Source organism: Phenylobacterium sp. (assembly GCF_036495085.1).
Classification (GTDB): domain Bacteria; phylum Pseudomonadota; class Alphaproteobacteria; order Caulobacterales; family Caulobacteraceae; genus Phenylobacterium.
On the sequence record NZ_DASXNL010000118.1, the window covers coordinates 1 to 25,693 of the forward strand.

Below are 25,693 nucleotides of genomic sequence, written 5' to 3' on the forward strand. Positions count from 1 at the left end.
CTGATCGCTCTTGCCGCTGCGCTCGGCGTGGCGCTATCCGCGCGCGCCGCGCCGCCGCCGGTGGAAGTCTACGGTCGATTGCCGGCCATCGACTTCATCTCGCTGTCGCCCTCGGGAGAACGGTTCGCGCTCGCGGCCCGAGACGGTGAGAACCGCAACCTGTTTGTCCGCCGGATCGACGGTCAGGCCGAGGTGGCGACCAAGCTTCAGCCCGGCAAGGTGCGCGACCTGGTCTGGGGCGGCGACCGCCACCTCTTCGTGTTTGGAAGTTCGACGATCCAACCGCGGATGCCAGGCGACGCAGTTAAGGAGTGGATGAGCGGCGCGCAGCTGGACCTGAAAACCCACAAGGCCTTTCCGCTGCTGGGAGAGTCGAACACCTACCTCGGCTCTTTCTTTGGCTGGTACGGCGTCCGCGACGTGGGAGAGCGGAGCTATGCCTATGTCGGGGCCATCACCCAGGAAGATTATACGCCGAAGCTGGTCGTAGACCCGTCCTACACGTCGACCCCCATCTATCCGCGTCTGGTCCGTATCGATCTCGAGACAGGCAAGGCCGACCTGGTGGCGAAGCCAGCCGGGGGGTTCACCGAATGGCTTCTCGGGCCCTCCGGCGAGGTTCTGGTCCGAAGCGTAGTCGATCCTCGTGGCGCGGCTTTCAAGCTGTTCCCCGGTGCGGCCGGCGGCGCCCCGATCCTGGTCAGCGGCGCTGACCAAGGCGATTTCCGCACCAACCTCGAGGGGCGCGGGCGCGCGGCGGACAAGTTGCTGCTCTGGGAACGCTCCGACGACGATGTGGCTCTGAAGGAGGTCTCGATGGCCTCTGGCGGCGACGGCGAAGTCCTGATCCGAGGGGACAACACAGCCACGGGCCTCTACGACCGCGACACCCACCTGCTGATCGGCCTCTCGTCGAGTAACGGCGAAACCATCAAGCTGTTCGACCCGGCCCTTCAGAAGAAAGTGGATGCCGCGCGTGGCGCGTGGCCGGGCTCCAACAGCGAACTGGTCTCGTACGGCCGCGGCCTCGACCGGATGATCTTCCTGACCGACGGTCCAGGCGACGCCGGCACCTACTGGCTGGTGGACATCACCAAGCGTTCCGCCGTGCCCATCGGGCGGGTCAATCCCGACATCCCGGCGGCCGATGTGGGGCCGGTGAAGATGATTTCCTACAAGGCGGCCGACGGCCTGGCGATGGACGGCGTCCTGACCCTGCCTCCCGGGCGCGAGGCCAAGAACCTGCCGTTAGTGGTGCTGCCTCATGGCGGACCGTTGGCGCCGGGCGATACGGCTCGGTTCGACTGGTGGGCCCAGGCCTTCGCGTCTCGCGGCTATGCGGTGTTCCAGCCGAACTATCGCGGCACGCTCGGACGTGGCGAGGCGTTCCGCAAAGCCGCCTACGGGCAGTTCGGACGCAAGATGCAGACGGACATCTCCGATGGGGTCGATGCACTTGCGCGGCAAGGCCTTGTCGATCCCAAGCGCGCCTGCATCGTCGGCGGCAGCTACGGCGGCTACGCGGCCCTGGCAGGCGTGACGATTGAGCAAGGCCGCTATCGCTGTGCGGTATCGGTGGCTGGGCTGGGCGACCTGTCACGGTTCCAGGGCTGGGTTTCCGACCGCCACGGGTCGGACGGACGCGCGGTCAGCTTCTGGCGCGCCCTGATGGGCGCTTCGGCGGGCCAGGATCTCAAGGAGATTTCGCCCCAGCGGCTCGCCGCTCACGCCGATGCGCCGATCCTTTTGATCCACGGCGCCGACGACACCGTCGTGCCGATCGAACAGAGCGAGGCGATGGAGCGTGCCCTCAAGGCAGCCGGCAAACCCGTGGAGTTCATCACCATGCCTGGTGAAGACCACTGGCTTTCCCGCGAAGTCACCCGCCAGGCCATGCTCACCGCAGCCGTCGCCTTCGTCGAGAAGCACAATCCGGCAAACTGAAGGGGCCTCGCCTTACGGCGGGCCCCTCGAGAAATTGCGCGATGTTCGACCGGACGCCGGTGCGGCCGGAGCTGAGGTCGGTCAGTCGCTGGTCTGGCCTGCGGCCGCCGGTCCGCGGCCTCAGTGAGCAGTGCCGCAAACCTGGGCGTCCGATGAAGCAGGGAGAGGTCGGGGTCGGTCTTCGCGTGCGCCAACGAGTTCGTTGGGGCGTGGCGGCAAAAGCTTCGAATTCCGTGAGAGCCGCCCTCGTCGCCAAGCACGCAAAGCGCGCAAGCGAAGTTGTAGCGGACGTTGGGGTTCTCGGCGTTGGTGACCAAAGCGCGCCTCATCCAAGCTTTCGCAACGTCCCGGTCGCCAAGGGCGGCAAGTGCGGCGGCGAGAAATAGGCGGTGGAGCGGCGAGCAAGGGAAAGTCGCTGGAGCTGCAGACCGCGCCGAAGGCCACAGAAAAGAAGGCCACAGAAAAAAGGCCCCGCTTGGTGCGGGGCCTTCTGCCTTGCCAGTTCGGCCTACCGGTTAGACCAGACGCCGGTGCGACCGGAGGATTGATTGCCGCCGCCGCGTTGCGGGCCCTTGAAGGCCGGACGCTGGGCGGGCTTGGGTTCGCCGCCGCGCTTTTCGCCGGAGCGGGCCGGAGCCCCCTCGTGGCGGTGGCCGCCGCCATTGCCGCCGCCGTGGTTGCGGTTGCGCTTGGGCTGGTGATTGCCGCGGTGCGGCTGGCCGCGGGTGTCGGCGCGGTCGGGCTTGCCGGCGACCTCCGGCAGGGCTGCGGTGGCGGCGCCCAACTGCTTGTCGTTGCGGCGGTCGAAGGACGGGATCGTCTGGCGCGTCACCTTCTGGATGTCGCGCAGCAAATTCCGCTCATCGTCGGCGCAGAAAGCCACAGCCGAGCCGTCGGCTCCGGCCCGCGCTGTCCGGCCGATGCGGTGGACGTAGCTTTCCGGCACGTTGGGCAGCTCGAACTGCACCACGTGGCTCACCGCGTCGATGTCGATGCCGCGCGCGGCGATGTCGGTGGCGACCAGGGCGCGGACCTTGCCGGCCTTGAAGTCAGCCAGCGCCCGTTCGCGTTGGCCCTGGCTCTTGTCGCCGTGGATGGAGGCCGCCTCGACGCCTACCTGCTCCAGGCCCTTGGCGACTCGGTCGGCGCCGCGCTTGGTCCGCGTAAAGACGATGACCCGCTTGAAGCCGGCGTCGTCGAAGAGCTCGGCTAGCAGCGCGCGCTTGCGGGATTGCTCCACGAACAGCACGCGCTGGTTCACCCGATCGACGGTGGTGGCCTGCGGGGTCACCGAGACGCGCAGCGGATCGTTGAGCAGTTCGCTGGCCAGTTTGCCGATCTCGCTCGGCATGGTGGCGGAGAAGAAGAGGTTCTGCCGGGCCTTGGGCATGTGCGCCACGATCTTGCGGATCGGCAGTACGAACCCGAGGTCGAGCATCTGGTCGGCCTCGTCGAGGACGAAGATCTCCACGCCCCGAAGCGTGATGGTCTTCTCCTGCAGGTGGTCGAGCAGGCGCCCGGGTGTCGCCACCAGGACGTCGACGCCGTTGGCCATCGCCTTGTGCTGGGCGCCGTACTTCACGCCGCCGAAGATGACGGCGACCGTGACACCCATGTGCCGGCCGTAGGTCTTGAAGCTCTCGCCGATCTGGCTGGCGAGCTCGCGGGTGGGGGAGAGCACCAGGACGCGGGCGCCCTTGCGCTCCGGCTGGCGTTTTTCGGCGGCCAGGCGGTGGAGGATGGGAAGCGCGAAGGCGGCGGTCTTGCCGGTGCCCGTCTGGGCGATGCCCTGCAGGTCGCGGCCGGCCATGACGCCCGGGATGGCCTGGGCCTGGATCGGCGTGGGCTGGCTGTAGCCTTCCTGGGCCAGCGCCTTGAGCAGCGGGGCGGCGAGGCCGAAATCGGTAAATTGAGTCAAACTCTGTCTCACATATGCGCCGAACGCACCCAATCGATTCCTTGTCGAGGGCGCGGAGGTCGCGGGTCTTTGGGGAAGCGCCCCGCGTGATGGGCGATCTATGGATCTTACTGCGCTCGACAGGCTGGGCCTCGTAACGAGACCCCACGCGGCTGGAGCACTGAGCACGTCATAGTTCGTGACGCGGGCTGCACATCGTTGTTCTCAGACATGAAGTCAACCCAGGGTGCGGCTTTGCGGCGCAGCTGTTGCCTTTATGACTCAGGCCGGGAATGAAGCGGGATGAGCGAAAAACCGGCCCCTAAACCCATGCTGCTGGTCGCCGCCGCGGCCCTGGTCGACGCCGACGGCCGCGTGCTGATCTGCCAGCGGCCGCAGGGCAAGCAACTCGCGGGCCTTTGGGAATTCCCGGGCGGCAAGGTGGAGCCCGGCGAGACGCCGGAAGGCTGCCTGATGCGCGAGCTCGAGGAAGAACTGGGCATCCAGGTGACCCACGCCTGCCTGGCGCCCTTCGTCTTCGCCAGCCACGAGTACGAAGGCTTCCACCTCCTGATGCCGCTTTATCTCTGCCGCCGCTGGTCCGGCCAGATGAAGGCCCTCGAACACAAGGCCCTGGCGTGGGTGAAACCCTCCAAGCTTACAGACTATCCAATGCCCCCTGCCGACGCGCCGCTGGTGGCGTGGCTGAGGGATTTGCTCTGACAACGCCTCCCCGCGGCGGACGAGCGGTTCCTTCGCCGGTTGGAGAAAGGCAAGTCAGCGCTTGTAGCTCGCCTTCGTCGCCGCGGCCTGGCGCTGCGTGGCTGTTCGCGTGGCGTCGACCACGCATTGGCCGGGGTCGATCATGGCGTGCTGCCCCAGGCAGAAGATGTCCTCATAGTGCGGGCCGGCGGTGGCCAGGCACTGGAATAGGTTGAGCTTGGCGAGCCTGATGCAGGAGTCCGAGCGGGGTTCGCTCATCAGGCTGCGCGCCTGGCCATCTTCGCCAAGCACGCTCAGGGCCGCCAGCGCCACGGCGCGGGTCACCACCGGGCTTGGGGGGCCGGGGCGACGTTCGCCGTCAGCCAGCGCCTGCCTCAGCCGTTCCGGGTCTTCGCGATTGGGTCGGTAGGCCTCAGCCGAAATGTGCTTCACCCGGCTCAGCCGGGCCGCCGCATCGGGGACCTTGGCCTTGGACCAGGCCTGGTGCTGCACCGTATAGGCCGCGCGCTTGACCTTCTCGCCTTCGCCGGCGAGCGCGGCGCCTTGCGCAAAGAGCGCGCCGCTGGCGCGCGCCTCGGCCTGCTCCGCGCCGGGCAACGCCAAGGCAGCCTGCGGATCGGCGCTCAGCCGGCGCGCGAGGTCGCCCGGATTTCGATTGGCGCGCACCGCGGCCACCAGGCGCGGCTCCTGCAGGGCGGCGAGCGCCGCATAGGCGATCATTCCGGACTCAAGCTCGTGCGGTTCGTGCGCCGCGCCCGTCTGCAGGGCCTCGGAGACCTCGGAGGGGCCGGCGAACTGGGCGTCGATGCCGCGGGCGTGGCGCATGAAGCTCTCGAAGGCGCTGGCCTGGGCCACCAGTCCGCGATCGCGCGGCGCGGCCATCTGAGCCGTCGGAGACGGGGCATGGGCCAGCGGTGGCGCGGGCGCCGTCGTGCAGGCCACGAGGGCCGTGGCGCAAGCTGCCGCGGCGCCGAGCCCTGTGATGTTGTTCTTCATATCGACCCCCTTTTTCGGAGCCCCCTCAAGCGCCGCCGTGGATCCGTCGAACCCGCGGCGAACACCGCCTCGGCCAATAGGCGCGATCCTAAGTTTCCGGAGCGTTATCAAGCTTCGCCACAGGCGGGTCGGCGGCACGCCTGGCAGCGACGGCCTTGCCCGGGTAGGACACAGTCGCGCCCATGGTCCTGGCGATCTGGGTGAGATCGACCACCGTGGCGGCGTCGCAAGCCGGGCCGCCCTGCCGCAGAGCCTCCATGCCGGCGTGAATCGCGACGGGCGAAGCCGTCCCGGCGATCAGCACCGTCCCTCGCGCCTCCCTTTGGCTTTGGGCACGAAAGGGAGTTCTCGGGCCTGGAGGTCGGACCGCTGCGCCTGCGGCCAACGTGAGGGCGACAAGTCGGCGGCCTGGACGGGACGCGCGACCGCAAGAAAAATCGACGTCACAAGAGCGATAACGCCGCAACCGAGCGGCACAATCTTGGAGGAGACCATTCCAAAGGCCGTGGATGTGCTGATCTCGCGGCAGGGAAGACGGGGCCTCCAATACCCCGGTCGTAAGGGGCGCACCGTTCCGTGGTGAACGCCAAAATCGCGGCGGGAGCTAAACCTGCGCATCCCCCCATCGGCGACATCCGACAAGTCCGCCACCGCCCGATCCCAAGCGTCGGCGACTTAAATTTCTATCTGACGGAACCGGCGACATCTCTATTCGACGTGGATGCGCCAAGGTCGGTTCGTGACTCGCCACGCGTGACGGCGCCGATTTTCCCCGTTCGGCCAATTCCGCCTCGGGGCAGTTGACGATCTCGGTCGGAAATTAGGAATTACCTTGATGCCCGTCATCGCCGCACGTCTGCTCCCAGTCATCATGCTCATATGCTCGAACGTGTTCATGACGTTCGCCTGGTATGGACATTTGAAATTCAAGGATCGCCCGCTTTGGGGCGTAATCCTTGTAAGTTGGGGCATCGCCTTCTTCGAATATTGGTTGGCGGTCCCCGCTAATCGGTGGGGTAGCGCCGTCTACTCAGCGGCGGAACTGAAGGCGATCCAAGAAGTCATCACCCTTTCCGTGTTTGTGGTCTTTTCTTTCGTGTACCTGGGCCAGAAGATCACGCCAGTGCAGGGCATCGGCTTCGCCTTGATCGCGGCCGGAGCGTTCCTGGTTTTTCATGGCAACCTCGGGCACGGAACCTAAGCGCTGGGCTCACGCCGGCATTTCTGCCGGAGCCACTCCATTCCGTGAACAGGAAGGTTCCGGACATTGGCTATCTATCTCGAATAACAGGTTCTCTGACGCCGCGTCACGCCCTCTAGGGTCGGTGGGTGGCCAGGTGATCCCATACCCCGGGCCAGTTTCCTCTGGCCAACGGCCGGTGGCGGGCCCGGCCTCTCCTGTGAGCCCGCCACCCCTTTTTGTCGCAATCTACATCTTCTGAGACCTCGGGTGTCCGCGACGGACGCCCGAACGGTTACACGCCCCTTCACCTGACGTTTCGGAGGCCCGCTTTCGGGCCGGGGGCCGGTACAGGATCCGGGGTCACAGCCTTCGTGCTGAGGCGCTCAGGTATTGACCTTATTCCCACGGGAGCCTCGCCGGGCCTAATCCTGGTTGAGGTCGAATACAGCCTCGACAGGCCTGTCGCGCAGCGAATCGTCGTCTCGGAGATCGCGCAATGAGAGTGAGTGCGGCTAGGATCGGCGTATTGGTGCTTTTCGCCCCTGTCGCACTTCTGTTGGGCGCCGGTACGACCGCCCGCATCTTCGCCCTCTCCCCCGACAACCGCGAAGCCCAAGACATTGGACCGCTTAATGCATACCTGGAGGGCCAAAACGGAAGCGGCGCCATCTGGCTTAAAATGCGCGACGGCGAGGTCCTGAGAGGACAATTCACAGTAAAGGTCGGCGGCTCATTTGGCGCTTACGGCAAGTCGCGCGGCCTCGACAGGCCAGGGTCAGCCTACACGGGTCGTGGCCGCGCAATAGAGGGGGGCGGGAGCCCCGGCTTCGTCGACATGAAGGGCCAAAGCGGCGCAACCGTTCACTGTGAGGTCGTGAACGATGACCTGGACGCGCACGGAAACGGCGTTTGCCGTTTTTCCAACGGCGCCGAGTATCGGGTGCTTTATTGAGGCCAGTCGGACGGCCGTGGAGGTGTTGCCGGCCGGCCGTCCCGCGTCGCAGCTAAAGAGAACAGACCTTACGCGGGACGCTCACTCGCGAGCCGTCAACGACAGTGGCGAGCGATTTGGCGGCGACTTGCCGGAGGCTAGTCGTCCCTGGGCAGGCGGTGCTCGACGACGCCGAGCGCGTCGGCGAGCCGCATCTTGGCTGAGCCCGGCGCCAGCGGCTGTTGCTGGCTTTCGTGCGGCGACCAGCCGGTCAGGGTGACTATCTCGAAGGTGGCCCGCACCCGGCCATCGGCGCCCGCGAACCGCTCGACGTAGATTTCGCTCGCACGCGCCAGCAAGGTGCGCGTCAGGGCGTGCGGGTGGCGATCGGCCAACACGTTGGTCTCGCCCATCTGGCGCAGGTCGGCCAGCAACCTCAGGGGGTGTTCGTAACTCACGTTCACCCGGTCGACATCCCCGACCGGCAGGGCGAAGCCCGCCCGCTGCAGAAGCCCCGCCGCGTCGCGGCTGTCGGCGAAGGGCGAGATGCGCGAGCCGGTCCCGCCAAGGATCTCGTCCTCGGCGGCGGTCAGCGCCTGGCGAAGTTCGGTAAGCGTAGAGCCGCCGAGGAAGGCTCCCATGAACAGTCCGTCGGGCTTCAGCGCGCGACGGATTTGGACGAGCGCGCCGACCACGTCGTTGGTCCAGTGCAGCCCCAGCGTTGAGACGACAAGGTCCAAGCTCTGGGGCGCGAATGGCAGCCGCTCCTCGTCGAGCACCACTCGCGGCCCGCCGCGGGTGGCCAGCATGGCAGGCGAGAGGTCAGTCTCGATCAGGAGGCCCACGCGTGCGGCGGCGGCGCTATCGGCGAGCGCTGCACGCAGGGCGCCATGTCGCGCCGAGAGGTCGACGGCGAGGGGAAAGTCCCGCATGATCCCTTCCAGACGCTCGACGATGTCGAGGGCGGCCCGGCGCTGGAGGAAATCGGCGGCGGCGAAGCCCTTGGCGGCGCGGTCCAGGCGCTTCCTGTGTAGCGCGCGGTCGAAGAGGCGGGGGGGGAGCAGCATGTGCGCCGAAGATGGCCTCTTCCCGTCTTTATTGAAACCGAGTCCGCCGGCGCGAGTCTACCGGCGGGCCGCGCTCGGTCTGATGGCTGCGGGCGTGGTGCGGGTGGATGTCGCACTGGTGGCCTGGGTTACAGAGGTGGCAGGACTCACCATATGAACCTTTCGCGACAGGTCTTTCGATAGAGCGTCATGTCTCACGTCACCATCTACACCAAAGCCTACTGCTCCTACTGTGTGCGGGCGCTCTCGCTGCTTGAGCAGAAAGGCATCGACTTCACTGAGATCGAAGCCGGCTTCGATCCCGAGAAGCGACAGGAAATGGTGCAGCGCGCCGGTGGCCGGGCCACCTTTCCGCAGATCTTTGTCGGCGATCAGCACATCGGCGGTTGCGACGACTTGATGGCGCTCGAACGCGCCGGGGAACTCGACCCGCTGCTGCAGGCGGCGGCTTAAGCTTTCCAGCGCCTCGGTTATAAGGTGGCGCCATGAAAGTCGCCCTGATCCAGACCCGCACCCCGGCGACCCACGTGGCCGCGCTGGGGCATGTTTTGCCGATGGTCCGCGACGCGGCCGCGCAGGGCGCTCGATTCATCGCCACCCCGGAAGGGACCAACGTCCTGCAGAAGGACCGCGCCGCCCTTCTGCCGATGCTCAAGTCCCTCGATGAGGACCTCGTTGTGACCGGTCTGCGCCAGGCGGCGAAAGACCTCGGCGTCTGGATCCTGATCGGCTCGGCGCTGGTGAAGCGCAAGGACGGCAAGGCGGCGAACCGCTCGGCGCTCGTCTCGCCCACCGGCGAACTCACCGCCACCTACGACAAGCTGCACATGTTCGACGTCGACCTTCCGACTGGTGAGAGCTCGCGGGAGTCGGAGACTTACGAGCCTGGCGACCGGGCCGTGACCGCGCGGGCCGGCGACCTCAATCTCGGCATGACCATTTGCTACGACCTGCGCTTTCCAGCCCTCTACCGCGCCCTTGCGCTGGCGGGCGCCGAGGTCATGACCATTCCCTCGGCCTTCACCCGCCCCACCGGCGCCGCGCACTGGGAGGTGCTCATGCGCGCCCGGGCGATCGAGACAGGCTCCTTCGTGCTCGCCCCCGCCCAGGGCGGCCGACACGAGGACGGCCGCGGCACCTATGGCCACTCTCTCGCAGTCGCACCCTGGGGCGAGGTGCTGGCGAAACTCGATCACGACGAGCCCGGCGTGCTGATGGCGGACCTCGACTTGGCGGCCTCCGCCAAGGCCCGCGCGGCGATTCCCGCACTTGCCAACGCCCGCCCGTTCGCCGAGCCGCAGGTCCTCGCCGCAAAGGCGCTCGCATGATCCGCTACGCGCTCCTCTGCGAGCAGGAACATGACTTCGAAGGCTGGTTTGGGGCGTCCGCGGACTTTGACGACCAACAGGCGCGTGGCTTGGTCGAATGCCCGGTCTGCGGCTCCAAGGCGGTGCGCAAAGCTATAATGGCGCCCGCCCTCGTCGGCACGAAACGCACCTCGCGCGATCTCCAGGCCCAGGCTCAGAACCGGACCATGATGATGGAGGCGATGGGCCGCATCCGCCGCCACGTGGAAGAGAACTTCGACGACGTTGGCGATGCTTTCGCGTCCGAGGCGCGCGCTATCCACGAAGGCCGCTCCGAGGACCGCGGCATCTACGGCCAGGCGAGCCCAGCCGAAGTCCGTGACCTGCTCGAGGACGGCGTCCCCGTGGCGCCCTTGCCGCCCGAACCGCCGAAGAAGGCCAAACTCAACTGACCTGGTCGATTGGTGGCGGCGGCCCAGCGTGGGGCTAGGCAGTAACCTAGAACTCGGTCCTCAAGCCCAGCGACATGACATATCCGGTTCCCTGTACGCTGCCGCGCAGGGACGTGAGCGTCGCGGCCGGCGTCCCTGCGTAGAAGACCGTGTCATGGCGCACGTCGCTCTTGGCGAAGTCGATGTACGCCAGGGCCGCGTCGAGATGGATCCGCTCTCCGATCCGGCCGGTTGCGCCCAGGCCATAGAGCCAGCGGTCACCATCTGGAACGCGCGCTGTCCGCTCTCCATCGGGCGTCGGGGTGGGGTCATACTGCACGCCGGCTCGCAGCGTCAGCCGGTCGTTCACCGCGAAGTCGGCCCCTACCGCCCCGGAGGTGGTGTCCTTGTAGTCCTGGGCGAGGGTCTGGCGGCCGCCCGCCGTCGTAACTTGGATGGCGCCGAACTCGCTCCAGCCGAAACGCTGCACCTGGCCGTCGAGGGTCAGCTTGTCTGTGACCCGCCACCTCGCGCCGAAGGTTGCGATCCACGGGGTGGTGAAGGTGGCCGAACCGGAGGTGTCCACATTGCCGGACGCCAAGGGACCCAGGAGGCCGCCGACGAAGACCCGACCGTCCACGTCGTGGTCCATCGCCGAACGATAGCTCGCGCCCAAGGTCACCCGGTCGAAATGGGCCTGCGCCCCGACCGTCCAGCCGTAGTTCCAGCCGTTACCGCTCAGTTGGGTGATCCCGTCCGGCAGCAAAGGCGAAAGGTTCGGTGAAGCGGTCTGCAGCTTGGCGTCGGTGTACTGGGCGTCGAAGCCGAGGCCGAGGTCCAGCCAGTCGCTGACCTTCATTGCGCCAGTGACCTGGATGTCTGCTGTCATCAGGCCGGACGTCAGGGCGTCGTAGCGCGCCCAGGACTGGCGGCGGTATTTGGTGGTGAAATTGTACGGGGCGGCCACCGACAGGCCGATAGCGAAGCGATCGCCGATCGGGGTGGACACCCCAAGGTTCGGAGCGACGCCGTCCTGGATGGGATTGAAGGCGAAGGGTTCCCCGCTGACCGGCAGCCTGACGCCGGGCGGGAAGGTGATCGTCGAGCCGGAATTGTTCACTTCTGAATCAACAAAGATCGCACTGGCGCCGAGATGAACCTCTCGCGGCGAACGGGCGATCGCAGCGGGGTTCCACCACAGGGACGCGGGGCCTTGGTCGGCGACTTCGCCGGAATAGGCGCGCCCGGTGCCGCGAGCGGCCTGCTCCTGCAGATAGAAGCCGGCCGCGTGGGTTTGCGAGGCGAGCGCTCCGAGCGCGACGCTCGACAGGATCAGCGTGCGGATTGAGGACATTGGCGAAGCTCCCGTCGGCGCGACAATGCGCGATCCCCGCTCAGGTGTTCTCTCAGGTTAGACGGGCCGCAAAGGTCCCCGCCATCCGACGTTACCACTAGGGTTGTGTGGCGCCCCTGCCACACTACATCGGGGTCGCGGGGCCGTGCTTGGATGAGGCGGTCCCGGCAGTTTTCGCCGATCAAGGGGACCTGATGAACATCGACGTCTATTCCGACCGCGCCAAGCAGGCGATCCAGTCGGCGCAGAGCCTGGCGCTTGCCCGAGGCCATCAGCAGCTCGCGCCCGAGCACCTCCTGAAAGTGCTGCTCGAGGAAAAGGACGGGCTGTCGCGCGCGCTGATTCAGAGCGCCGGCGGGCGGCCCGACGAGGCCGATCATGCGATCGATGCCGCGCTGTCCAAGATGCCAAGGGTCGAGGGCGGCTCCGGCCAGCTTTACATGAAGCCCGACACCGCACGGGTTTTCGCCAACGCCGAACTCGGCGCGAAAGAGGCCGGCGACGCCTTCGTGACGACCGAGCGTCTGCTGATCGCCATCGCCAAAGATGGCGGCGACGCGGCCAAGGTGTTGAAGGACGCCGGCGCATCGCCCCGGTCTTTGGAAGACGCCGCCAAGGCCGTGCGCAAGGGCAAGACCGCCGATTCAGCTTCGGCTGAAGAAGGCTACGACGCGCTCAAGCGCTACGCCCGCGATCTCACCCAGGCGGCTCGTGACGGAAAGCTCGATCCGGTGATCGGCCGTGATGAGGAAATCCGTCGGACCATCCAGGTCTTGTCGCGCCGCACCAAGAACAACCCCGTGCTGATCGGCGAGCCCGGCGTCGGCAAGACCGCCATAGTCGAGGGCCTTGCGCTGCGCATCGTCAACGGCGACGTGCCCGAGAGCCTGAAGGACAAGCGACTGCTTTCGCTGGACATGGGCTCGCTGATCGCGGGCGCGAAATACCGCGGCGAGTTCGAAGAGCGGCTGAAGGCGGTGCTCAACGAGACCACGGCCGCAGAGGGTTCGATCATCCTGTTCATCGACGAGATGCACACGCTTGTGGGCGCCGGGAAGAGCGAGGGGGCGATGGACGCCTCCAATCTCCTGAAACCTGCCCTGGCCCGCGGCGAGCTGCATTGCGTGGGCGCTACGACGCTCGATGAATACCGCAAGAATGTCGAGAAGGACGCCGCGCTGGCGCGCCGGTTCCAGCCTGTTTTCGTGAATGAGCCCAGCGTGGAGGACACCATCTCCATCTTGCGCGGCCTGAAGGAAAAGTACGAGCTGCACCACGGCGTGCGCATCACGGATTCAGCCATCGTGGCCGCCGCAACGCTCTCTCACCGTTACATCTCCGACCGCTTCTTGCCGGACAAGGCCATCGACCTGATGGACGAAGCGGGCAGTCGCGTGCGCATGGCGGTCGATTCAAAGCCCGAGGAACTGGACGAGATCGACCGGCGCATCGTTCAGCTGAAGATCGAGCGGGAGGCTCTGACCAGGGAAACCGACGCGGCCTCGAAGGCCAGACTGGAAAGGCTGGAAGAGGAACTCGAGGAGCTTGAGGCGCAATCCGCCGACATGTCCGAGCGCTGGCGCACGGAGAAAGCGAAAGTCTCTTCCGCCGCCCAGGCCCGTGAAGCCCTTGACCGCTTGCGCGCCGAGCTGGTCTCCGCCCAGCGCAAGGGCGACCTGCAGCGCGCCTCCGAGATTGCCTATGGCGAGATCCCGCCGTTGGAAAAACGCCTGGCGGAGGAAGAAGCCAAGGCCGAGCAGGACGCGGTCTCACCCGAAGTGGTCGATGCCGAGCAGATCGCCGCGGTGGTCTCGCGCTGGACCGGCGTGCCCGTCGAAAAGATGCTGGAGGGCGAGCGCGAGAAGCTGCTCCAGATGGAAGACGCGCTTCGCGCCCGCGTGGTCGGCCAGGAAGAGGCCCTTACCGCTGTCTCCGACGCCGTTCGTCGCGCGCGTGCCGGACTGCAGGACCCCAACCGCCCGATCGGCTCCTTCCTGTTCCTGGGCCCGACCGGTGTCGGCAAGACCGAGCTCACCAAGGCGCTGGCCGAGTTCCTGTTCTCGGACGAGCACGCGCTGACCCGCATCGACATGAGTGAATACATGGAGAAGCACTCGGTCTCCCGGATGATCGGGGCGCCTCCCGGCTACGTCGGCTACGATGAGGGCGGGGCGCTGACAGAGGCCGTGCGCCGCAGGCCCTACCAGGTGCTGTTGTTCGACGAGGTTGAGAAGGCCCACCCGGATGTCTTCAACGTGTTGTTGCAGGTCCTGGATGATGGCCGCCTTACCGATGGCCAGGGCCGTACGGTCGACTTCCGGAACACCCTGATCGTGATGACCTCGAACATGGGCTCGGAATTCCTGGCGACCTTGGACGAGGGTGAGGACGTTGAGGTCGCCCGCGCCTCGGTTATGGACGTCGTTCGTCGTCACTTCAGGCCGGAATTCCTGAACCGCATCGACGAGATCATCCTCTTCAAGCGGCTCGGGCGGCACGCCATGGACGATATCGTCAGGATCCAGCTGCAGCGGGTGGAAAAGCTGCTGGCCGATCGGCGGATGGCGATCGCGCTTGACGCCTCAGCCACCCACTGGCTGGCGGAGCGCGGCTATGACCCGGTTTACGGCGCGCGGCCTCTAAAGCGGGTGATCCAGAAGGATCTGGTCGATCCGATCGCCAGGAAGCTGCTGGCCGGCGAACTGGAAGACGGCGCGGTCATCGACGTCAGCGCCGGCGAGGACGGCCTCGCAATCGGTCGGGCAAAGGTCCACTGACGAAGCGAGTCGCCCTGACGAAAAGGGCCCCGGCGCAAGCCGGGGCCTTCACCTCGGGACTGCTGGCTTAGTCGACGCAGGCCACCCAGCGGTGGCCTTCAAGGTACATGTCGCGATGCGCGTCGTAGCCATGGTAGCGCGTCATGCAGGAGTGCACGTGGCCGTACCATGCGCCCTCGTGCTCACGCCAATGGCGCCAGTGGTGCGACGGGGCAGGAGGAACGACGCCCCAGGCCGGGTCCCAGTGGCCGTAGCGTTCGACTACGACCGGCTGGGCGGAACTGGCGCCCGCGGCGCTCAGCAGCGCCGCCGCGGCCAGGCCGGCAAAAATCAGGTTACGCATAAGAACTTCCTTCGTCAGTCGTCCCGACGCAGGAGAACGCGAAACCCGTCTTTAGGGTTCTGACCGATGTTGGCTCAGAATTCGAAGGTTGTGGCGCGGCCGCCACGGGTCGTCACGCGGCGCATCACGGCCAGGCTTTCGCCCGTCTGGCCCTCTGCAGGCTTTGCGAGCGTCACCACGTACCACGAGCCATCCGGTAGGCCGGTGAAGCTCACGTGGTCGCTGGCGTCGCAGGTCGCGCGCTTGACGAAAGGATCGGAATTGCCCGGCGGGGCCTGCGCCGTGCGGCTGCGCACGTCGGCGGTCGGCAGGGCAGAACGTTGGTCGGATTTGTAGAGCACCATCATCCGCTTGCGCGACCAGGGTGTTTCCGGCGTCAGCACGACGGTCGCGCCCGCGCAGGTGTAGTGGACTGTCCCGCCCTTCAGGGCCAGGGCGCCGACCAAGGTGTTGTGGCCCGGCGCCTTCGACCAGGCGAAATCGCTGGCGCGGAAGCTGTCGTCCTGCGGCAAGGTCTCGACATGACCAGGAGGCGGCGGGCCAAGGCTCGGCGCACAGGCGGTGAGCAGGCCCAGCAGGGCGACGGCGGGAAGGAGACGAGATCGGTCGGCCATAACCCGAGCATATAGGCCAATGCGGCGAAATCGCGCCAGACGTCGCGATTTTGGCGCCGCCGGCGCCTTCTCGTGGCGGGAACAGGGTGAAGACGAGGAGCGCAGCCAGGCCCACGCTGAGCGCCACAACCAGACGACCAGGCTGCCGGCCATGCGCTCGTCACGCCGGTTCGCAAGACCCGCCGTCGTTCCCCCAACCAAGTTCGGGGCGGCGCTGGGCGAAATTCGCGCCTCAGGTGGATCGGCCGCCGAAATCGGGTGGAACCCCGGATTGACCGCCGTTTCGGCCTGGCGGAGCCTCGGCGAGGCCCTGCTCCCGGAGGTCGCGATGGCCCACAAGTTCGAAATCTACAAGGACAAGGCGGGCGAGTTCCGCGTCCGCTTCAAATACAACAGCGAGATCATGTTCTCGACAGAGGGTTACGCCTCGAAAGAGTCGGCGAAAAACGCCATCGCGAGCATAAAGAAGAACGGGCCCGCCGCCCCGGTGGAGGACGTTTCCGCCTAAGTCGGTCAGTCGTCCCGCGTCGGGCGTCCGCGCATGGCCTTGACGCCGGCGCGCTTGGACTTGCCGTCCAGCCGCTTCAGTTTGGAGGCGTAGGTGGGGCGCGTCTTCTTCCGCGGCTTCGGCCTATGCGTCGCGTGTTCGATCAAATCGATCAGGCGCGTACGCGCGTCCTGGCGGTTCATCTCCTGCGAACGATAGCTCTGGGCGAAGATCACGATGACGCCGTCCTGGTTCATGCGCTGGCCCGCGATCCTGACCAGCCGGTGCTTCACCTCTTCGGGCAGCGACGGGGAGTTGCGCGCGTCGAACCGCAACTCCACCGCCGAGCTCGAGGTGTTCACGTGCTGGCCGCCCGGACCCGAGGCGCGCACGAACTTCTCACTGAGCTCGTCCTCCTCGATCGCGATGCTGTCGGTGACGGGGATCATGAGACTGGCTTTGCCAAGCTTCGCCTAACAGGTTATGAGCGTCGCATGCGCGCGATCGCCCTCTTTTTCGTACTTCCTCCGACTGCCTCCGGCAGGCCGGTGTGGGACGTTGTGCGCTAGGTACCAGCCCACAGACGATCGTAACACCAGCCCCGCCGGGATCCGGACGGGGCTTTTTCTTGGTCCCTGTCCGTCCCCGCCACAGGAGAAACGGATATGAGCCAGAAGGCCGACATCCTGGTCCGCGCCGCCGAGCCCGGGGATGTGCCGCAGCTCACTGAGCTGAACAACCAGCCACGGGCCTATTGGGGCACCCTCCAGACGCCCTTCACCTCGGTCGCCGCACGGGAGAAGCGATTTGCAGGCCGGGGCGACAACGAACTCATGCTGGTCGCTGTGTTCGATGGAAAGGTCGTGGGCTCCGCCGGCATGGTGCGCGAGACGCGCCACCGGCGCGCCCACACCGCCGGCATAGGGATGGCGGTGCACGACGACCACGCGGGCCGCGGTGTCGGCACAGCTCTGATGCAGGCGATGGTCGACGTCGCCGACCGTTGGTGGAACATCAAGCGGCTGGAGCTCGACGTTTACGTCGATAACGTGCGCGCGATCGCCCTATACGAACGCTTCGGCTTCGAACGTGAGGGCGTCCTGCGCGCCTACGCCTGGCGTGACGGCCAGTATGTGGACACCATCGCCATGGCGCGGCTAAGGCTGTGACGCCGCTTCCCTTGACGTTCGCGCAAAAAACCGCTGGAAAGCGCCCGCTTTGCTGCACCTGCGTTGCGCCGCACCGCAGCTTCTTGACCATCCAGGAGAACAATCATGCGTGTCTACTATGACCGCGATGCCGACCTTTCCCGCATCCTGGACAAGAAGATCGCCATCGTAGGCTATGGCAGCCAGGGCCGCGCGCACGCGCTCAACCTCAAGGATTCCGGCGTGAAGAACGTCGCCGTGGCCCTTAAGCCGGGCTCGGCCACGGCCAAGAAGGTCGAAGCCGACGGTCTGAAGGTGATGAGCGTCGCCGACGCCGCAAAGTGGGCCGACGCGCTGATGGTGCTGGCCCCCGATGAGCTGCAGCGCGATATCTACAAGTCTGAGATCGCCCCAAACATCCGCGACGGCGCGGCGCTGCTGTTCGCCCACGGGCTCAACGTGCACTTCAATCTGATCGAGCCGGCTCCGGGCATCGACGTTCTCATGGTCGCCCCGAAGGGACCCGGCCACACGGTGCGCGGCGAGTACCAGAAGGGCGGCGGGGTGCCTTGTCTCATCGCCATCCACCAGAACCCGACGGGCAACGCGCTGGACTTCGGCCTGGCCTACGCCTCGGCCATCGGCGGTGGGCGCTCGGGCATCATCGAAACCAACTTCCGCGAGGAATGTGAAACCGACCTGTTCGGCGAGCAGGCCGTGCTTTGCGGTGGCCTGGTCGAACTGATCCGGGCGGGCTTTGAGACCTTGGTCGAGGCCGGCTACGCCCCCGAAATGGCCTACTTCGAATGCCTGCATGAAGTGAAGCTGATCGTCGACCTGATCTACGAAGGCGGCATCGCCAATATGAACTACTCGATCTCCAACACCGCCGAGTACGGGGAGTACGTGACCGGACCGCGGATCGTCACTGCGGAGACCAAGGCCGAGATGAAGCGCGTACTGGAAGACATCCAGTCCGGCCGCTTCGTGCGCGACTTCATGCAGGAGAACGCTGCCGGGGCGCCCAGCTTCAAGGCCACCCGCCGGCGTGGCGCCGAGCATCAGATCGAGGAAGTGGGCGAACGCCTGCGCGCCATGATGCCCTGGATCACCAAGAACAAGCTGGTCGACACCGCGCGGAACTAACGCGCTCACTCGCCGGACGCATCACCTCGCCGCACCCAGGCGCGCCGTCGCGAAGGCCTTGCGACGGCGTGCGCCTTCCATGCTAGCCTGAACCGGTGTTGTTTCTGGGTGGTGGTCTGCACGAGCCACGGAACCAGAGCCGTCGCCGCCAGGCCATCCTCCAGACCGTCGGTCCGGGAGATCAGGTATGGCGTCCCAAAATCACATCGAAAATCCCTTCGAATTCGTCATCGAAAAGCTCGGCTGGGCAGCCTCCGACATCAGCCATGCGGTGTTGCCAAGGCGTGACCGCCATGCCGCTCAGGCGGTTCCGGTCGTCCACAAGATCGGGGCCTCGGACCTTTGGGACGCGCTGCGCAAAGGCGCGGCCGACGTCGGCGCGACCCGGGACGACGTCCTCTTCATCGGCCTGATCTATCCGCTCGCCGGCCTCGTGCTGGCAAGGCTGGCCTTTAGCTACGACCTTCTGCCGGAAGTCTTTCCACTCGCCTCTGGTTTTGCGCTGATCGGCCCCTTCGCCGCCGTCGGCCTCTATGAGCTGAGCCGCCGCCGCGAGCAGGGGATGCCTGTCACCTGGTTCGACGCGATGGGTGTGTTTCGCTCGCCCGCGATCGGCTCGATCCTCGGGTTGGGCGCAATCCTGCTCGGCTTGTTCTTTGTCTGGCTGGCGGTGGCCTGGCAAATCTACCTGGCCACGCTCGGCGGGACGGCTCCGCAGACGATCGCAGGGTTTGAGCGCAGCGTGTTCACGACGGGCGGCGGCTGGACGATGATCGCAGCCGGGTTCGGCGTGGGCTTCCTGTTCGCGGTGCTGGCTTTTGCGCTGAGCGTCGTGTCGTTCCCGCTGCTGATTGACCGCGATGTCGGTCTGGTCACGGCCATCAAGACCTCCCTGCGCGCCGTCGCGGCCAACGCAGGCACGATGGCGCTCTGGGGCGCGATCGTCGCCGGCCTCCTGGTGCTGGGCTCGCTGCCGGCGTTGGTCGGGCTGATCTTCGTGGTGCCCCTGCTCGGTCACGCCACCTGGCACCTTTATCGCAAGGTGATCGATTAGCCGCGACGCAGGCGAGCGGGACCTAGTCGCCCCACTCGCGTTTGGCCTTCATCCGGGCGCGTCCCGCCTTGTGGATCGCCGCCCAGCGCTTACGCTCGGCCACCGAGGCGAGCGGATCCTCCTTGCGGACCGCATGCGCAAGTTCGCGCTGCAGCTTTTGGAAACTGCCCCAGCGGTCGACGTCCAGGGTTCCATCGGCCAGAGCCGCCTGGACCGCGCAACCGGGCTCGCGGCCATGAGCGCAGTCGCGGAACCGGCAATCCTCGGCCAGTTGCTCGATCTCCGTGGAGATGTCGGCAAAGGCGGCCGCCACGCCCGCTTCGGCCTCCCACAGCGCCAGCTCGCGCATCCCCGGTGTGTCGAGGATCAGCGCCCCCGAGGGTAGGAGGATCAGCTGCCGGTGCGAGGTGGTGTGGCGCCCATGGGCGTCGCCCTCGCGGATCTCGCCGGTCGCCATCAGGTCTGCGCCAGCCAGCGCGTTGACCAGGGTGGACTTGCCGACGCCGGACGAACCCAGCAGCACGGCCGTCTTGCCGGGCGCGAGCAACGCTGCGAGCGCGTCCAGCCCTTGGCCGGTCGCCGCCGAGACAGGCAGCACCGGCACGCCCACGGCGATCGCCTGCACAGCCTCGACCAGCGGCCCGGGATCGTCGCAGAGGTCCGCCTTGGTGAGCAGGATCACCGGCGCTGCCCCGCTGTCATAGGCGGTGGCAAGGTAGCGCTCCAGCCGGCGCATATTGAGGTCGGCGTTCAGGGAGGCGGCCAGCAGCGCGGTGTCGACATTGGCCGCCACGACCTGACGGTCCTTGGCCGTCCCCGCCGCCATGCGAGTGAAGGCCGTGGTGCGTCGCAGGATGTGAGCAATGATCGCCGCGCCGCCCTTGAGTTCCGCCGCCACCCAGTCGCCGGTGACGGGATGGCCGCCGCCGCTGCCGGAAAAGAGCGACGCCTCGTGGGCCAGCCGACCCGAGATGCGGCCCTCGAACTCTCCGGTCTCTGTAACTAGCCGATAGGAGCCGCGCTGCTGGACGGTCACGCGGGCCGGAACCAGGCCCACGTCCGCGAACGGCGTAAAGTCGCGCTGGAGCGCATCGCTCCAGCCGTAGGTATTCAACATTTTCAGGGTTTCCTTGCAGGTCATGAGCCGATCAGGCGTCGACCGCGGAAAATCCCGTCCCTAAGGGAGGAATGCTGCGCTCAGGCAGCACGCACGGCGACGCAACGAAGGGCAATGGCAGTCCGTGTCATCAAGGGCCTCCCTCGTCGGATGAGCGTCTGTGCGAAGAAGAGAGCTTGGTCTCCGAGCGCAGATCGGTCAAGCAGAGGATGCAGCGTGCTCGCTGGGCGGGGCGGGCCGCAGTCATCCCTGATGGCTTGGCCGCGGCCGTTGTTCGGGCTCAGTCGACGAGAGGGGAGGAGCCTATGGCCGAAGCAATAGACGTGGTGATGAACGAGGCGACCCATCGCTTTGAAGTCACTCTGGGCGGTGAGACAGCCTTCGCCGAGTACAGCCTGTTGCGTGACGCCCTGGTCCTGCCGCACACCGTCGTCCCAGCCGCCTTCGAGGGCCGCGGCGTCGGCTCGGCGCTCGCCAGGACCGCCCTTGGTTACGCCCGCCAGCATGGCCTCAAGGTCAAGCCGATCTGTCCGTTCATGGCCGGCTTCATCAAAAAGCACTCCGAGTGGCAGGACCTGGTCCATCCGGACTTTCGCGCCCGTCTGGGCCTCCCAGCCTAGGCCCACTCCAGCGCCGCCTGGCCGCGCAGAATGGCCTCGACGGCCGGCGTGTGTTTGCCCCCGTCGCGCTCATGCAGCACGAGGGGCGCCAAGAGGCGCAAGGGGGCCTTGCCGGTCTTGATCGCCCGGACCAGTACGCGCTTGGCCGGTTGGTCGGCGAAGGGCAGGACAGGCAGGATCTGGAAAGACCCCGCTTTCGGAGCCAGGAGGCCCAGGAGGTCCGCCAACCGGTCGGCGCGGTGGATCACGGTGATTGTCCCGCCCTCGCGGACGGCCTTGGTCAGGAAGCCGGTCCAGGCCTCGAGACCGTCGTCCGCCATCCAGGCCCCGCGCCGCTCGGCCGCGGGACCGCGCAGGGCGTCGGGATCGTCGAAGAACGGGGGATTGGCCAGGGCCGCATCGAAGTGCGCCAGGCCGAGGCTCGAGAATCGCAGGGCCACGTCGCCCTCAAGAACGTCGACCCGGCCCTCCACGCCGTTGAGCGCGATGTTCTCGCGCGCCAGGGCCAGCGCCATGGGGTCACGCTCCACGCCGGTAAAGCTTGTCTGCGGACGTCGCGCCGCGGCCGCCAGCAGGGCCGCCCCGGCCCCGCAGCCGGCCTCGATCACCCGCGCGCCAGGCGCGGCGTCACAGGAGGCCGCCAGCAGGGCTGCGTCGAGACCTGCGCGATAGCCGCGGACCGGTTGGCGCAGCCGCACCCTGCCGTCCATTACGCGGTCTTCGGTCGTCTCGATCATGGTGTGGTGAACCAATGTAACTTGATCTGGCAGGTAGGTGCGCTTGACCGTGCTCTATCGCGTCACCATTGTCCCTCGCAAAGGCGGCCGCCTCCCCCCGGCCGTTGTAATCCAGGAGCCCGAGGTCCGCTTGGACGTCGCCACACGCCCCCTCGTCGCCCCAAAACCGCCCTCGCTGGACGCGCTGCTGGCGCTTGCGCAAATGGACATGGCCGCCGTCGACGCCCTGATCCGGCGACACATGGACAGCCCTGTGCCGGTGATTCCGGCGCTGGCCGACCATCTGATAGCCGGCTCCGCGAAACGGCTGCGCCCGCTCCTGACGGTGGCGGCCGCGCGCCTGGCAGGCGCCCGCGACGACGCCTGCCTGAGGCTCGCCGCGGCCGTGGAGTTCATCCATACCGCGACTCTCCTTCACGACGACGTGGTCGATTCGTCCGAGCTGCGCCGCGGCCGGGTCGCCGCTCACCTCATCTGGGGCGCGCCGTCGAGCGTGCTGGTCGGGGACTTCCTGTTCGCCAGAGCTTTCGAGTTGATGGTCGGCGCGGGCTCCATGCCGGCGCTGGAGATCCTGGCCCGCGCCTCGCGGGTGATCGCCGAAGGCGAGGTGCTGCAGCTCACCCGAGCCCACGACCTCGATCTCTCCCAGGAGGTCTATCTCGAGATCATCAAGGCGAAGACCGCCGAGCTGTTCGCCGCCGCCGCCGAGGCCGGGGCGGTTTCGGCCGGCGCCAAGCCCGAGCGCTGCCGCGCACTGCGCAAGTACGGCCAGGACCTGGGCCTGGCTTTCCAGCTGGTCGACGACGCCCTCGACTATTCCGGCGAGAGCGGGACGCTCGGGAAGAACCCGGGCGACGACTTCCGCGAGGGCAAGGCCACCTTGCCGCTTCTGCTCACCATGGCCCGCACGGGCGCCTCCGAGCGCGAGTTCTGGATCCGCACCGTTGACCGTCGCGAGCAGACCGACGCCGATTTTGACCGCGCCAGAGAGCTGATGCGCGCGACCGGCGCCCTGCAATCCACGCTGGACCTGGCCTCGACCTACGCTGCCAGCGCCAAGGCGTCGCTCGCCGAGTTCAGCGCCAGCCCCTGGCGTCCGGCGCTGGAGAGCCTCGCCGACTTTGCGGTGGTGCGGCGGGCCTAGGAGCCGGCCTGGCCTCAGGCCTCGTTGAACGGGTGCGGCAGCTGGCCGGACTTGAACAGGATCACGGGGTTTTCGTCGTAGTCCCCAAGTTCCGTGTCGGCCGTGGCGGAGAAGGCGACCACACCCACGCGCAACGGTCCCAGCCGCTCGGCCTTTCGCCGTGCTTCCTCGGCGGTTTTGCAGCCCACCTGCTGCTCAGCTTTGAGCGATTTGCCGCGACCGGCGACGTAAGACTGCACGATGTAGACGGTTTCACTGGCCATGGCCCCTTCACGCGCCTGTTGGCGAGTCCCGTCAACCAACTGGTCGCGAGACTCGCCCTTCAGCCGTCCGTCGCAAAGTTGAGCCGGATCGAGGCGACCTCAAGCGTCCGCGCCCAAGCCCGGACCGATCATGTTCTCCGGGCGCACGACGCGGTCGAATTCCTCGTTGGTCACGTAGCCACCGCCGACCGCCTCTTCGCGCAGCGTCGTACCGTTCTTGTGGGCGGTCTTGGCGATCTTGGCGGCGTTGTCGTAGCCGATGGTGGGGGCGAGCGCGGTCACCAGCATGAGCGAACGCTCGAGGTTGGCCTTGATGTTGTCCTCGCGGGCCTCGATGCCCACGACCATGTTGTCGGTGAACGAGACCGATGCGTCGGCCAGCAACCGGCAGGATTGCAGGAAGTTGTAGGCCATCACCGGGTTGAACACGTTCAGTTCGAAGTGACCCTGGCTGCCGGCGAAGCCCATCGCAGTCTGGTTCCCCATCACATGAGCGCATACCATGGTGAGCGCCTCGGCCTGGGTGGGGTTGACCTTGCCGGGCATGATCGAGGAGCCGGGCTCGTTCTCCGGGAGGGAAAGTTCGCCCAGGCCCGAGCGCGGCCCGCTGCCCAGGAACCTGATGTCGTTGGCGATCTTGAACAGCGCGCCGGCCGCTGCGGTGAGCGCCCCATGGCTGAAGACCATGGCGTCATGCGCCGCCAGAGCCTCGAACTTGTTCGGCGCGGTGACGAAGGGCAGACGGGTGATCGCCGCGATCCGCTCGGCGACCTTCTCGGCGAAGCCTACCGGCGCATTCAATCCGGTGCCGACCGCGGTGCCGCCCTGGGCGAGTTCATAGAGGCCGTAGAGCGTCTCCTTCAGGCGACGGACGGACATGGCGGTCTGGTGCGCATAGCCGCCGAACTCCTGGCCCAGCGTCAGCGGCGTGGCGTCCTGCGTGTGGGTGCGTCCGATCTTGATGATGTGGGCGAACGCCTTGCTCTTGAAGGTCAGCGCCTGGTGCAGGTGCTCCAGCGCCGGCATCACGCTACGGGCCACTTCCTCGGCGCAGGCGATGTGCATAGCCGTCGGATAGGTGTCGTTCGAAGACTGGCTCATGTTGACATGGTCGTTGGGATGGACCGGCGTCTTGGAGCCCATCTTGCCACCCAGCATCTCGATGGCCCGGTTCGAGATCACCTCGTTGGCGTTCATGTTCGACTGGGTGCCGGACCCGGTTTGCCAGACCACCAGGGGGAAATGGTCGTCGAGCTTGCCGTCGATGACCTCCTGAGCGGCGGCGACGATCGCCTCGGCGATCTTGGAGTCCAGCTTGCCCAGCGCCAGGTTCGCTTCCGCGGCGGCGCGCTTGACCACGCCCAGCGCCCTGATCATCGGTTTGGGTTGCTTCTCCCACCCGATCTTGAAGTTCTGCAGCGACCGCTGGGTCTGCGCGCCCCAATAGCGGTCGGCGGGGACCTCGATGGGGCCGAAAGTGTCGGTTTCGGTTCGGGTGGCGGTCATCGGGGCGTCCCAGGCTGGCGGCGGTCGGTGTTCCGGGGGTCTAGCCGCCGAGCGGCCCAGTCGCAACAAGGGGACGGCAACACAAGAGGGCGCAACGGGCGTGGCGCGCTTCCAGGCCGGACGATATAGGTGAGCGGCCAAGCTCGGAGCCTCAGGAACCATGCTCGTCGCCACCACCAACGAACTCGCCGGATACCGGATCACAGCCCACGTCGGCATGGTTCGCGGCGTCACAGTCCGTTCGCGCAGCGTTATCGGCAACGTAGGCGGCGCGATCCAGTCGATCTTCGGAGGCAATCTGTCGATCTATACAGAACTGGCCGAACATGCCCGTCAGGAGGCCTATCAACTCATGGTGGAACACGCCCAGGCCGCCGGAGCAGACGCTGTGCTGGCCATGCGTTACGACGCCAACGATATCATGGACGGCATTACGGAGGTGCTGTGCTACGGCACCGCGGTGAAGGTCGAAAGGATCTAGGGCCGGGGCTGGGCGTGGAAGACGCCTGGACCCAGCACGGCAAGGTGCGCGTGCGCGAGTCGGAAGGCGTCATGGAGGTGGTGGTCGATGGCCTCACCACCCAGGCCAAGTACTATAAGCCCTTGATCTATGAGTTCTTTCGGAAGGCCTGGCGCGGTTCCCGGCCCAGCTGGGGCGAGTTCGCGGTCGAGATCCGCATGGAGTATGTCGGTGATCCGCCCTGGCTCGATCTCGACAACCTGGCCAAGGCGATCCTCGACTCGATCAAGGGCTACGCCTTCCACGACGACGCCCAGGTCGCGCGCCTGCTCGTCGAGCGCGCGCCCGGTGAGCGGGAACGGATCACGGTGACGGTGCGCAAGGTCGCCGACACCGGCCCCTCGCCCTTGCTCCGACCAGGCGAGGTGCGGCCGTGATCGAACT

Annotated in this window: 28 protein-coding genes; 16 read left to right on the forward strand and 12 right to left on the reverse strand. The window is 66.8% G+C overall.

Annotated features, from left to right (window positions below; genetic code table 11):
- The coding region (locus VGI62_RS13710; protein ID WP_331505056.1) for an alpha/beta hydrolase family protein at positions 1-1,944 on the forward strand (1,944 nt) is incomplete at its 5' end.
- Positions 1,945-2,452: 508 nt separating this feature from the next.
- On the opposite strand, the gene VGI62_RS13715 is transcribed toward VGI62_RS13710, so the two are convergent.
- Positions 2,453-3,862 (reverse strand): DEAD/DEAH box helicase, encoded by a 1,410-nt coding sequence (locus VGI62_RS13715; RefSeq protein ID WP_331505057.1) that lies wholly within the window; start codon positions 3,860-3,862, stop codon positions 2,453-2,455.
- A 282-nt stretch (positions 3,863-4,144) separates the two neighbouring features.
- Here VGI62_RS13715 and mutT point away from each other — a divergent pair, with 282 nt between their 5' ends.
- A complete protein-coding gene (mutT, locus tag VGI62_RS13720) occupies positions 4,145-4,564 on the forward strand; it encodes an 8-oxo-dGTP diphosphatase MutT (protein ID WP_331505058.1) in 420 nt (139 codons plus the stop codon).
- Between the two features lie 54 nt (positions 4,565-4,618).
- Here mutT and VGI62_RS13725 read toward each other — a convergent pair whose 3' ends face one another.
- Both VGI62_RS13725 and VGI62_RS13730 read right to left on the reverse strand, forming a co-directional pair.
- The gene (locus VGI62_RS13725) at positions 4,619-5,560 is read right to left on the reverse strand and encodes a hypothetical protein (protein ID WP_331505059.1); all 942 of its coding nucleotides are present in this window, start codon (positions 5,558-5,560) and stop codon (positions 4,619-4,621) included.
- An 88-nt stretch (positions 5,561-5,648) separates the two neighbouring features.
- Positions 5,649-5,864, reverse strand: coding sequence for a hypothetical protein (locus tag VGI62_RS13730; RefSeq protein ID WP_331505060.1), 216 nt, complete (start codon positions 5,862-5,864; stop codon positions 5,649-5,651).
- Between the two features lie 531 nt (positions 5,865-6,395).
- Between VGI62_RS13730 and VGI62_RS13735 the strand changes: the two genes are divergently transcribed.
- Both VGI62_RS13735 and VGI62_RS13740 read left to right on the forward strand, forming a co-directional pair.
- Positions 6,396-6,761 carry a DMT family protein gene (locus VGI62_RS13735; RefSeq protein WP_331505061.1) on the forward strand — a complete coding sequence of 122 codons (366 nt, stop codon included), beginning with the start codon at positions 6,396-6,398 and terminating at the stop codon, positions 6,759-6,761.
- 478 nt (positions 6,762-7,239) lie between these two features.
- Entirely contained in the window at positions 7,240-7,695 is a 456-nt protein-coding gene (locus VGI62_RS13740) for a hypothetical protein (protein WP_331505062.1), read from the forward strand.
- A 137-nt stretch (positions 7,696-7,832) separates the two neighbouring features.
- Here VGI62_RS13740 and VGI62_RS13745 read toward each other — a convergent pair whose 3' ends face one another.
- Positions 7,833-8,741 (reverse strand): methyltransferase domain-containing protein, encoded by a 909-nt coding sequence (locus VGI62_RS13745; RefSeq protein WP_331505063.1) that lies wholly within the window; start codon positions 8,739-8,741, stop codon positions 7,833-7,835.
- A 189-nt stretch (positions 8,742-8,930) separates the two neighbouring features.
- Between VGI62_RS13745 and grxC the strand changes: the two genes are divergently transcribed.
- Genes grxC through VGI62_RS13760 form a run of 3 tightly spaced genes read left to right on the forward strand, consistent with a single transcriptional unit; the run spans position 8,931 to position 10,500 of the window.
- Positions 8,931-9,194, forward strand: coding sequence for a glutaredoxin 3 (grxC, locus tag VGI62_RS13750; protein ID WP_331505064.1), 264 nt, complete (start codon positions 8,931-8,933; stop codon positions 9,192-9,194).
- A gap of 32 nt (positions 9,195-9,226) precedes the next feature.
- Positions 9,227-10,069, forward strand: a complete 843-nt coding sequence (locus VGI62_RS13755) for a carbon-nitrogen hydrolase family protein (RefSeq protein ID WP_331505065.1) — start codon at positions 9,227-9,229, stop codon at positions 10,067-10,069.
- Positions 10,066-10,500, forward strand: a complete 435-nt coding sequence (locus VGI62_RS13760) for a DUF1178 family protein (RefSeq protein WP_331505066.1) — start codon at positions 10,066-10,068, stop codon at positions 10,498-10,500. The genes VGI62_RS13755 and VGI62_RS13760 overlap by 4 nt, the downstream gene beginning before the upstream one ends.
- Positions 10,501-10,546: 46 nt before the next feature.
- Here VGI62_RS13760 and VGI62_RS13765 read toward each other — a convergent pair whose 3' ends face one another.
- Positions 10,547-11,833 carry an OmpP1/FadL family transporter gene (locus VGI62_RS13765; RefSeq protein ID WP_331505067.1) on the reverse strand — a complete coding sequence of 429 codons (1,287 nt, stop codon included), beginning with the start codon at positions 11,831-11,833 and terminating at the stop codon, positions 10,547-10,549.
- A gap of 194 nt (positions 11,834-12,027) precedes the next feature.
- On the opposite strand from VGI62_RS13765, the gene clpB reads away from it, so the two are divergent.
- Positions 12,028-14,610, forward strand: coding sequence for an ATP-dependent chaperone ClpB (gene clpB / locus VGI62_RS13770; protein ID WP_331505068.1), 2,583 nt, complete (start codon positions 12,028-12,030; stop codon positions 14,608-14,610).
- A 67-nt stretch (positions 14,611-14,677) separates the two neighbouring features.
- Here clpB and VGI62_RS13775 read toward each other — a convergent pair whose 3' ends face one another.
- Both VGI62_RS13775 and VGI62_RS13780 read right to left on the reverse strand, forming a co-directional pair.
- Positions 14,678-14,953, reverse strand: a complete 276-nt coding sequence (locus tag VGI62_RS13775) for a hypothetical protein (protein ID WP_331505069.1) — start codon at positions 14,951-14,953, stop codon at positions 14,678-14,680.
- 74 nt (positions 14,954-15,027) lie between these two features.
- A complete protein-coding gene (locus VGI62_RS13780; protein ID WP_331505070.1) occupies positions 15,028-15,567 on the reverse strand; it encodes a hypothetical protein in 540 nt (179 codons plus the stop codon).
- Positions 15,568-15,895: 328 nt separating this feature from the next.
- Here VGI62_RS13780 and VGI62_RS13785 point away from each other — a divergent pair, with 328 nt between their 5' ends.
- On the forward strand, positions 15,896-16,075 hold the full coding sequence (locus tag VGI62_RS13785) for a YegP family protein (protein ID WP_331505082.1): 180 nt from the start codon (positions 15,896-15,898) through the stop codon (positions 16,073-16,075).
- 5 nt (positions 16,076-16,080) lie between these two features.
- Here VGI62_RS13785 and arfB read toward each other — a convergent pair whose 3' ends face one another.
- Complete coding sequence (gene arfB / locus VGI62_RS13790) at positions 16,081-16,503, reverse strand: alternative ribosome rescue aminoacyl-tRNA hydrolase ArfB (protein WP_331505071.1); 423 nt, start codon at positions 16,501-16,503, stop codon at positions 16,081-16,083.
- A gap of 216 nt (positions 16,504-16,719) precedes the next feature.
- Here arfB and VGI62_RS13795 point away from each other — a divergent pair, with 216 nt between their 5' ends.
- The 3 genes from VGI62_RS13795 (at position 16,720) to VGI62_RS13805 (ending at position 19,402) form a co-directional block, all read left to right on the forward strand.
- Positions 16,720-17,223, forward strand: a complete 504-nt coding sequence (locus VGI62_RS13795; RefSeq protein ID WP_331505072.1) for a GNAT family N-acetyltransferase — start codon at positions 16,720-16,722, stop codon at positions 17,221-17,223.
- A gap of 105 nt (positions 17,224-17,328) precedes the next feature.
- Positions 17,329-18,348, forward strand: coding sequence for a ketol-acid reductoisomerase (gene ilvC / locus VGI62_RS13800; RefSeq protein ID WP_331505073.1), 1,020 nt, complete (start codon positions 17,329-17,331; stop codon positions 18,346-18,348).
- A 187-nt stretch (positions 18,349-18,535) separates the two neighbouring features.
- Positions 18,536-19,402, forward strand: coding sequence for a DUF2189 domain-containing protein (locus tag VGI62_RS13805; RefSeq protein WP_331505074.1), 867 nt, complete (start codon positions 18,536-18,538; stop codon positions 19,400-19,402).
- A gap of 22 nt (positions 19,403-19,424) precedes the next feature.
- Here VGI62_RS13805 and rsgA read toward each other — a convergent pair whose 3' ends face one another.
- Positions 19,425-20,543: a ribosome small subunit-dependent GTPase A gene (gene rsgA, locus VGI62_RS13810; protein WP_331505075.1), complete on the reverse strand. Its 1,119-nt coding sequence runs from the start codon at positions 20,541-20,543 to the stop codon at positions 19,425-19,427.
- 281 nt (positions 20,544-20,824) lie between these two features.
- Here rsgA and VGI62_RS13815 point away from each other — a divergent pair, with 281 nt between their 5' ends.
- Positions 20,825-21,139, forward strand: coding sequence for a GNAT family N-acetyltransferase (locus VGI62_RS13815; protein ID WP_331505076.1), 315 nt, complete (start codon positions 20,825-20,827; stop codon positions 21,137-21,139).
- On the opposite strand, the gene VGI62_RS13820 is transcribed toward VGI62_RS13815, so the two are convergent.
- Positions 21,136-21,876: a tRNA1(Val) (adenine(37)-N6)-methyltransferase gene (locus tag VGI62_RS13820; RefSeq protein ID WP_331505077.1), complete on the reverse strand. Its 741-nt coding sequence runs from the start codon at positions 21,874-21,876 to the stop codon at positions 21,136-21,138. The two genes, VGI62_RS13815 and VGI62_RS13820, sit on opposite strands and share 4 nt — an antisense overlap.
- Positions 21,877-22,051: 175 nt before the next feature.
- Between VGI62_RS13820 and VGI62_RS13825 the strand changes: the two genes are divergently transcribed.
- Positions 22,052-23,020: a polyprenyl synthetase family protein gene (locus VGI62_RS13825; RefSeq protein WP_331505083.1), complete on the forward strand. Its 969-nt coding sequence runs from the start codon at positions 22,052-22,054 to the stop codon at positions 23,018-23,020.
- A 14-nt stretch (positions 23,021-23,034) separates the two neighbouring features.
- Here VGI62_RS13825 and VGI62_RS13830 read toward each other — a convergent pair whose 3' ends face one another.
- Together VGI62_RS13830 and fumC are read right to left on the reverse strand one after the other, a co-directional pair.
- Positions 23,035-23,283 carry a hypothetical protein gene (locus VGI62_RS13830; protein ID WP_331505078.1) on the reverse strand — a complete coding sequence of 83 codons (249 nt, stop codon included), beginning with the start codon at positions 23,281-23,283 and terminating at the stop codon, positions 23,035-23,037.
- 99 nt (positions 23,284-23,382) lie between these two features.
- Positions 23,383-24,789, reverse strand: coding sequence for a class II fumarate hydratase (gene fumC / locus VGI62_RS13835; protein WP_331505079.1), 1,407 nt, complete (start codon positions 24,787-24,789; stop codon positions 23,383-23,385).
- Between the two features lie 160 nt (positions 24,790-24,949).
- Here fumC and VGI62_RS13840 point away from each other — a divergent pair, with 160 nt between their 5' ends.
- Positions 24,950-25,270 carry a YbjQ family protein gene (locus VGI62_RS13840; protein WP_331505080.1) on the forward strand — a complete coding sequence of 107 codons (321 nt, stop codon included), beginning with the start codon at positions 24,950-24,952 and terminating at the stop codon, positions 25,268-25,270.
- Positions 25,271-25,341: 71 nt separating this feature from the next.
- The gene (locus tag VGI62_RS13845) at positions 25,342-25,686 is read left to right on the forward strand and encodes a RusA family crossover junction endodeoxyribonuclease (RefSeq protein ID WP_331505084.1); all 345 of its coding nucleotides are present in this window, start codon (positions 25,342-25,344) and stop codon (positions 25,684-25,686) included.
- Positions 25,687-25,693: the final 7 nt, after the last annotated feature.

What these genes read in the sequence shown, in the direction of transcription:
- mutT (WP_331505058.1), top strand. Translation starts at nt 4,145, where the DNA reads ATGAGCGAAAAACCGGCCCCTAAACCCATGCTGCTGGTCGCCGCCGCG.
- VGI62_RS13725 (WP_331505059.1), bottom strand. Translation starts at nt 5,560, where the DNA reads ATGAAGAACAACATCACAGGGCTCGGCGCCGCGGCAGCTTGCGCCACG.
- VGI62_RS13735 (WP_331505061.1), top strand. Translation starts at nt 6,396, where the DNA reads ATGCCCGTCATCGCCGCACGTCTGCTCCCAGTCATCATGCTCATATGC.
- VGI62_RS13740 (WP_331505062.1), top strand. Translation starts at nt 7,240, where the DNA reads ATGAGAGTGAGTGCGGCTAGGATCGGCGTATTGGTGCTTTTCGCCCCT.
- VGI62_RS13745 (WP_331505063.1), bottom strand. Translation starts at nt 8,741, where the DNA reads ATGCTGCTCCCCCCCCGCCTCTTCGACCGCGCGCTACACAGGAAGCGC.
- grxC (WP_331505064.1), top strand. Translation starts at nt 8,931, where the DNA reads ATGTCTCACGTCACCATCTACACCAAAGCCTACTGCTCCTACTGTGTG.
- VGI62_RS13755 (WP_331505065.1), top strand. Translation starts at nt 9,227, where the DNA reads ATGAAAGTCGCCCTGATCCAGACCCGCACCCCGGCGACCCACGTGGCC.
- VGI62_RS13760 (WP_331505066.1), top strand. Translation starts at nt 10,066, where the DNA reads ATGATCCGCTACGCGCTCCTCTGCGAGCAGGAACATGACTTCGAAGGC.
- VGI62_RS13765 (WP_331505067.1), bottom strand. Translation starts at nt 11,833, where the DNA reads ATGTCCTCAATCCGCACGCTGATCCTGTCGAGCGTCGCGCTCGGAGCG.
- clpB (WP_331505068.1), top strand. Translation starts at nt 12,028, where the DNA reads ATGAACATCGACGTCTATTCCGACCGCGCCAAGCAGGCGATCCAGTCG.
- VGI62_RS13775 (WP_331505069.1), bottom strand. Translation starts at nt 14,953, where the DNA reads ATGCGTAACCTGATTTTTGCCGGCCTGGCCGCGGCGGCGCTGCTGAGC.
- VGI62_RS13780 (WP_331505070.1), bottom strand. Translation starts at nt 15,567, where the DNA reads ATGGCCGACCGATCTCGTCTCCTTCCCGCCGTCGCCCTGCTGGGCCTG.
- VGI62_RS13785 (WP_331505082.1), top strand. Translation starts at nt 15,896, where the DNA reads ATGGCCCACAAGTTCGAAATCTACAAGGACAAGGCGGGCGAGTTCCGC.
- arfB (WP_331505071.1), bottom strand. Translation starts at nt 16,503, where the DNA reads ATGATCCCCGTCACCGACAGCATCGCGATCGAGGAGGACGAGCTCAGT.
- VGI62_RS13795 (WP_331505072.1), top strand. Translation starts at nt 16,720, where the DNA reads ATGAGCCAGAAGGCCGACATCCTGGTCCGCGCCGCCGAGCCCGGGGAT.
- ilvC (WP_331505073.1), top strand. Translation starts at nt 17,329, where the DNA reads ATGCGTGTCTACTATGACCGCGATGCCGACCTTTCCCGCATCCTGGAC.
- VGI62_RS13805 (WP_331505074.1), top strand. Translation starts at nt 18,536, where the DNA reads ATGGCGTCCCAAAATCACATCGAAAATCCCTTCGAATTCGTCATCGAA.
- rsgA (WP_331505075.1), bottom strand. Translation starts at nt 20,543, where the DNA reads ATGACCTGCAAGGAAACCCTGAAAATGTTGAATACCTACGGCTGGAGC.
- VGI62_RS13815 (WP_331505076.1), top strand. Translation starts at nt 20,825, where the DNA reads ATGGCCGAAGCAATAGACGTGGTGATGAACGAGGCGACCCATCGCTTT.
- VGI62_RS13820 (WP_331505077.1), bottom strand. Translation starts at nt 21,876, where the DNA reads ATGATCGAGACGACCGAAGACCGCGTAATGGACGGCAGGGTGCGGCTG.
- VGI62_RS13830 (WP_331505078.1), bottom strand. Translation starts at nt 23,283, where the DNA reads ATGGCCAGTGAAACCGTCTACATCGTGCAGTCTTACGTCGCCGGTCGC.
- fumC (WP_331505079.1), bottom strand. Translation starts at nt 24,789, where the DNA reads ATGACCGCCACCCGAACCGAAACCGACACTTTCGGCCCCATCGAGGTC.
- VGI62_RS13840 (WP_331505080.1), top strand. Translation starts at nt 24,950, where the DNA reads ATGCTCGTCGCCACCACCAACGAACTCGCCGGATACCGGATCACAGCC.
- VGI62_RS13845 (WP_331505084.1), top strand. Translation starts at nt 25,342, where the DNA reads ATGGAGGTGGTGGTCGATGGCCTCACCACCCAGGCCAAGTACTATAAG.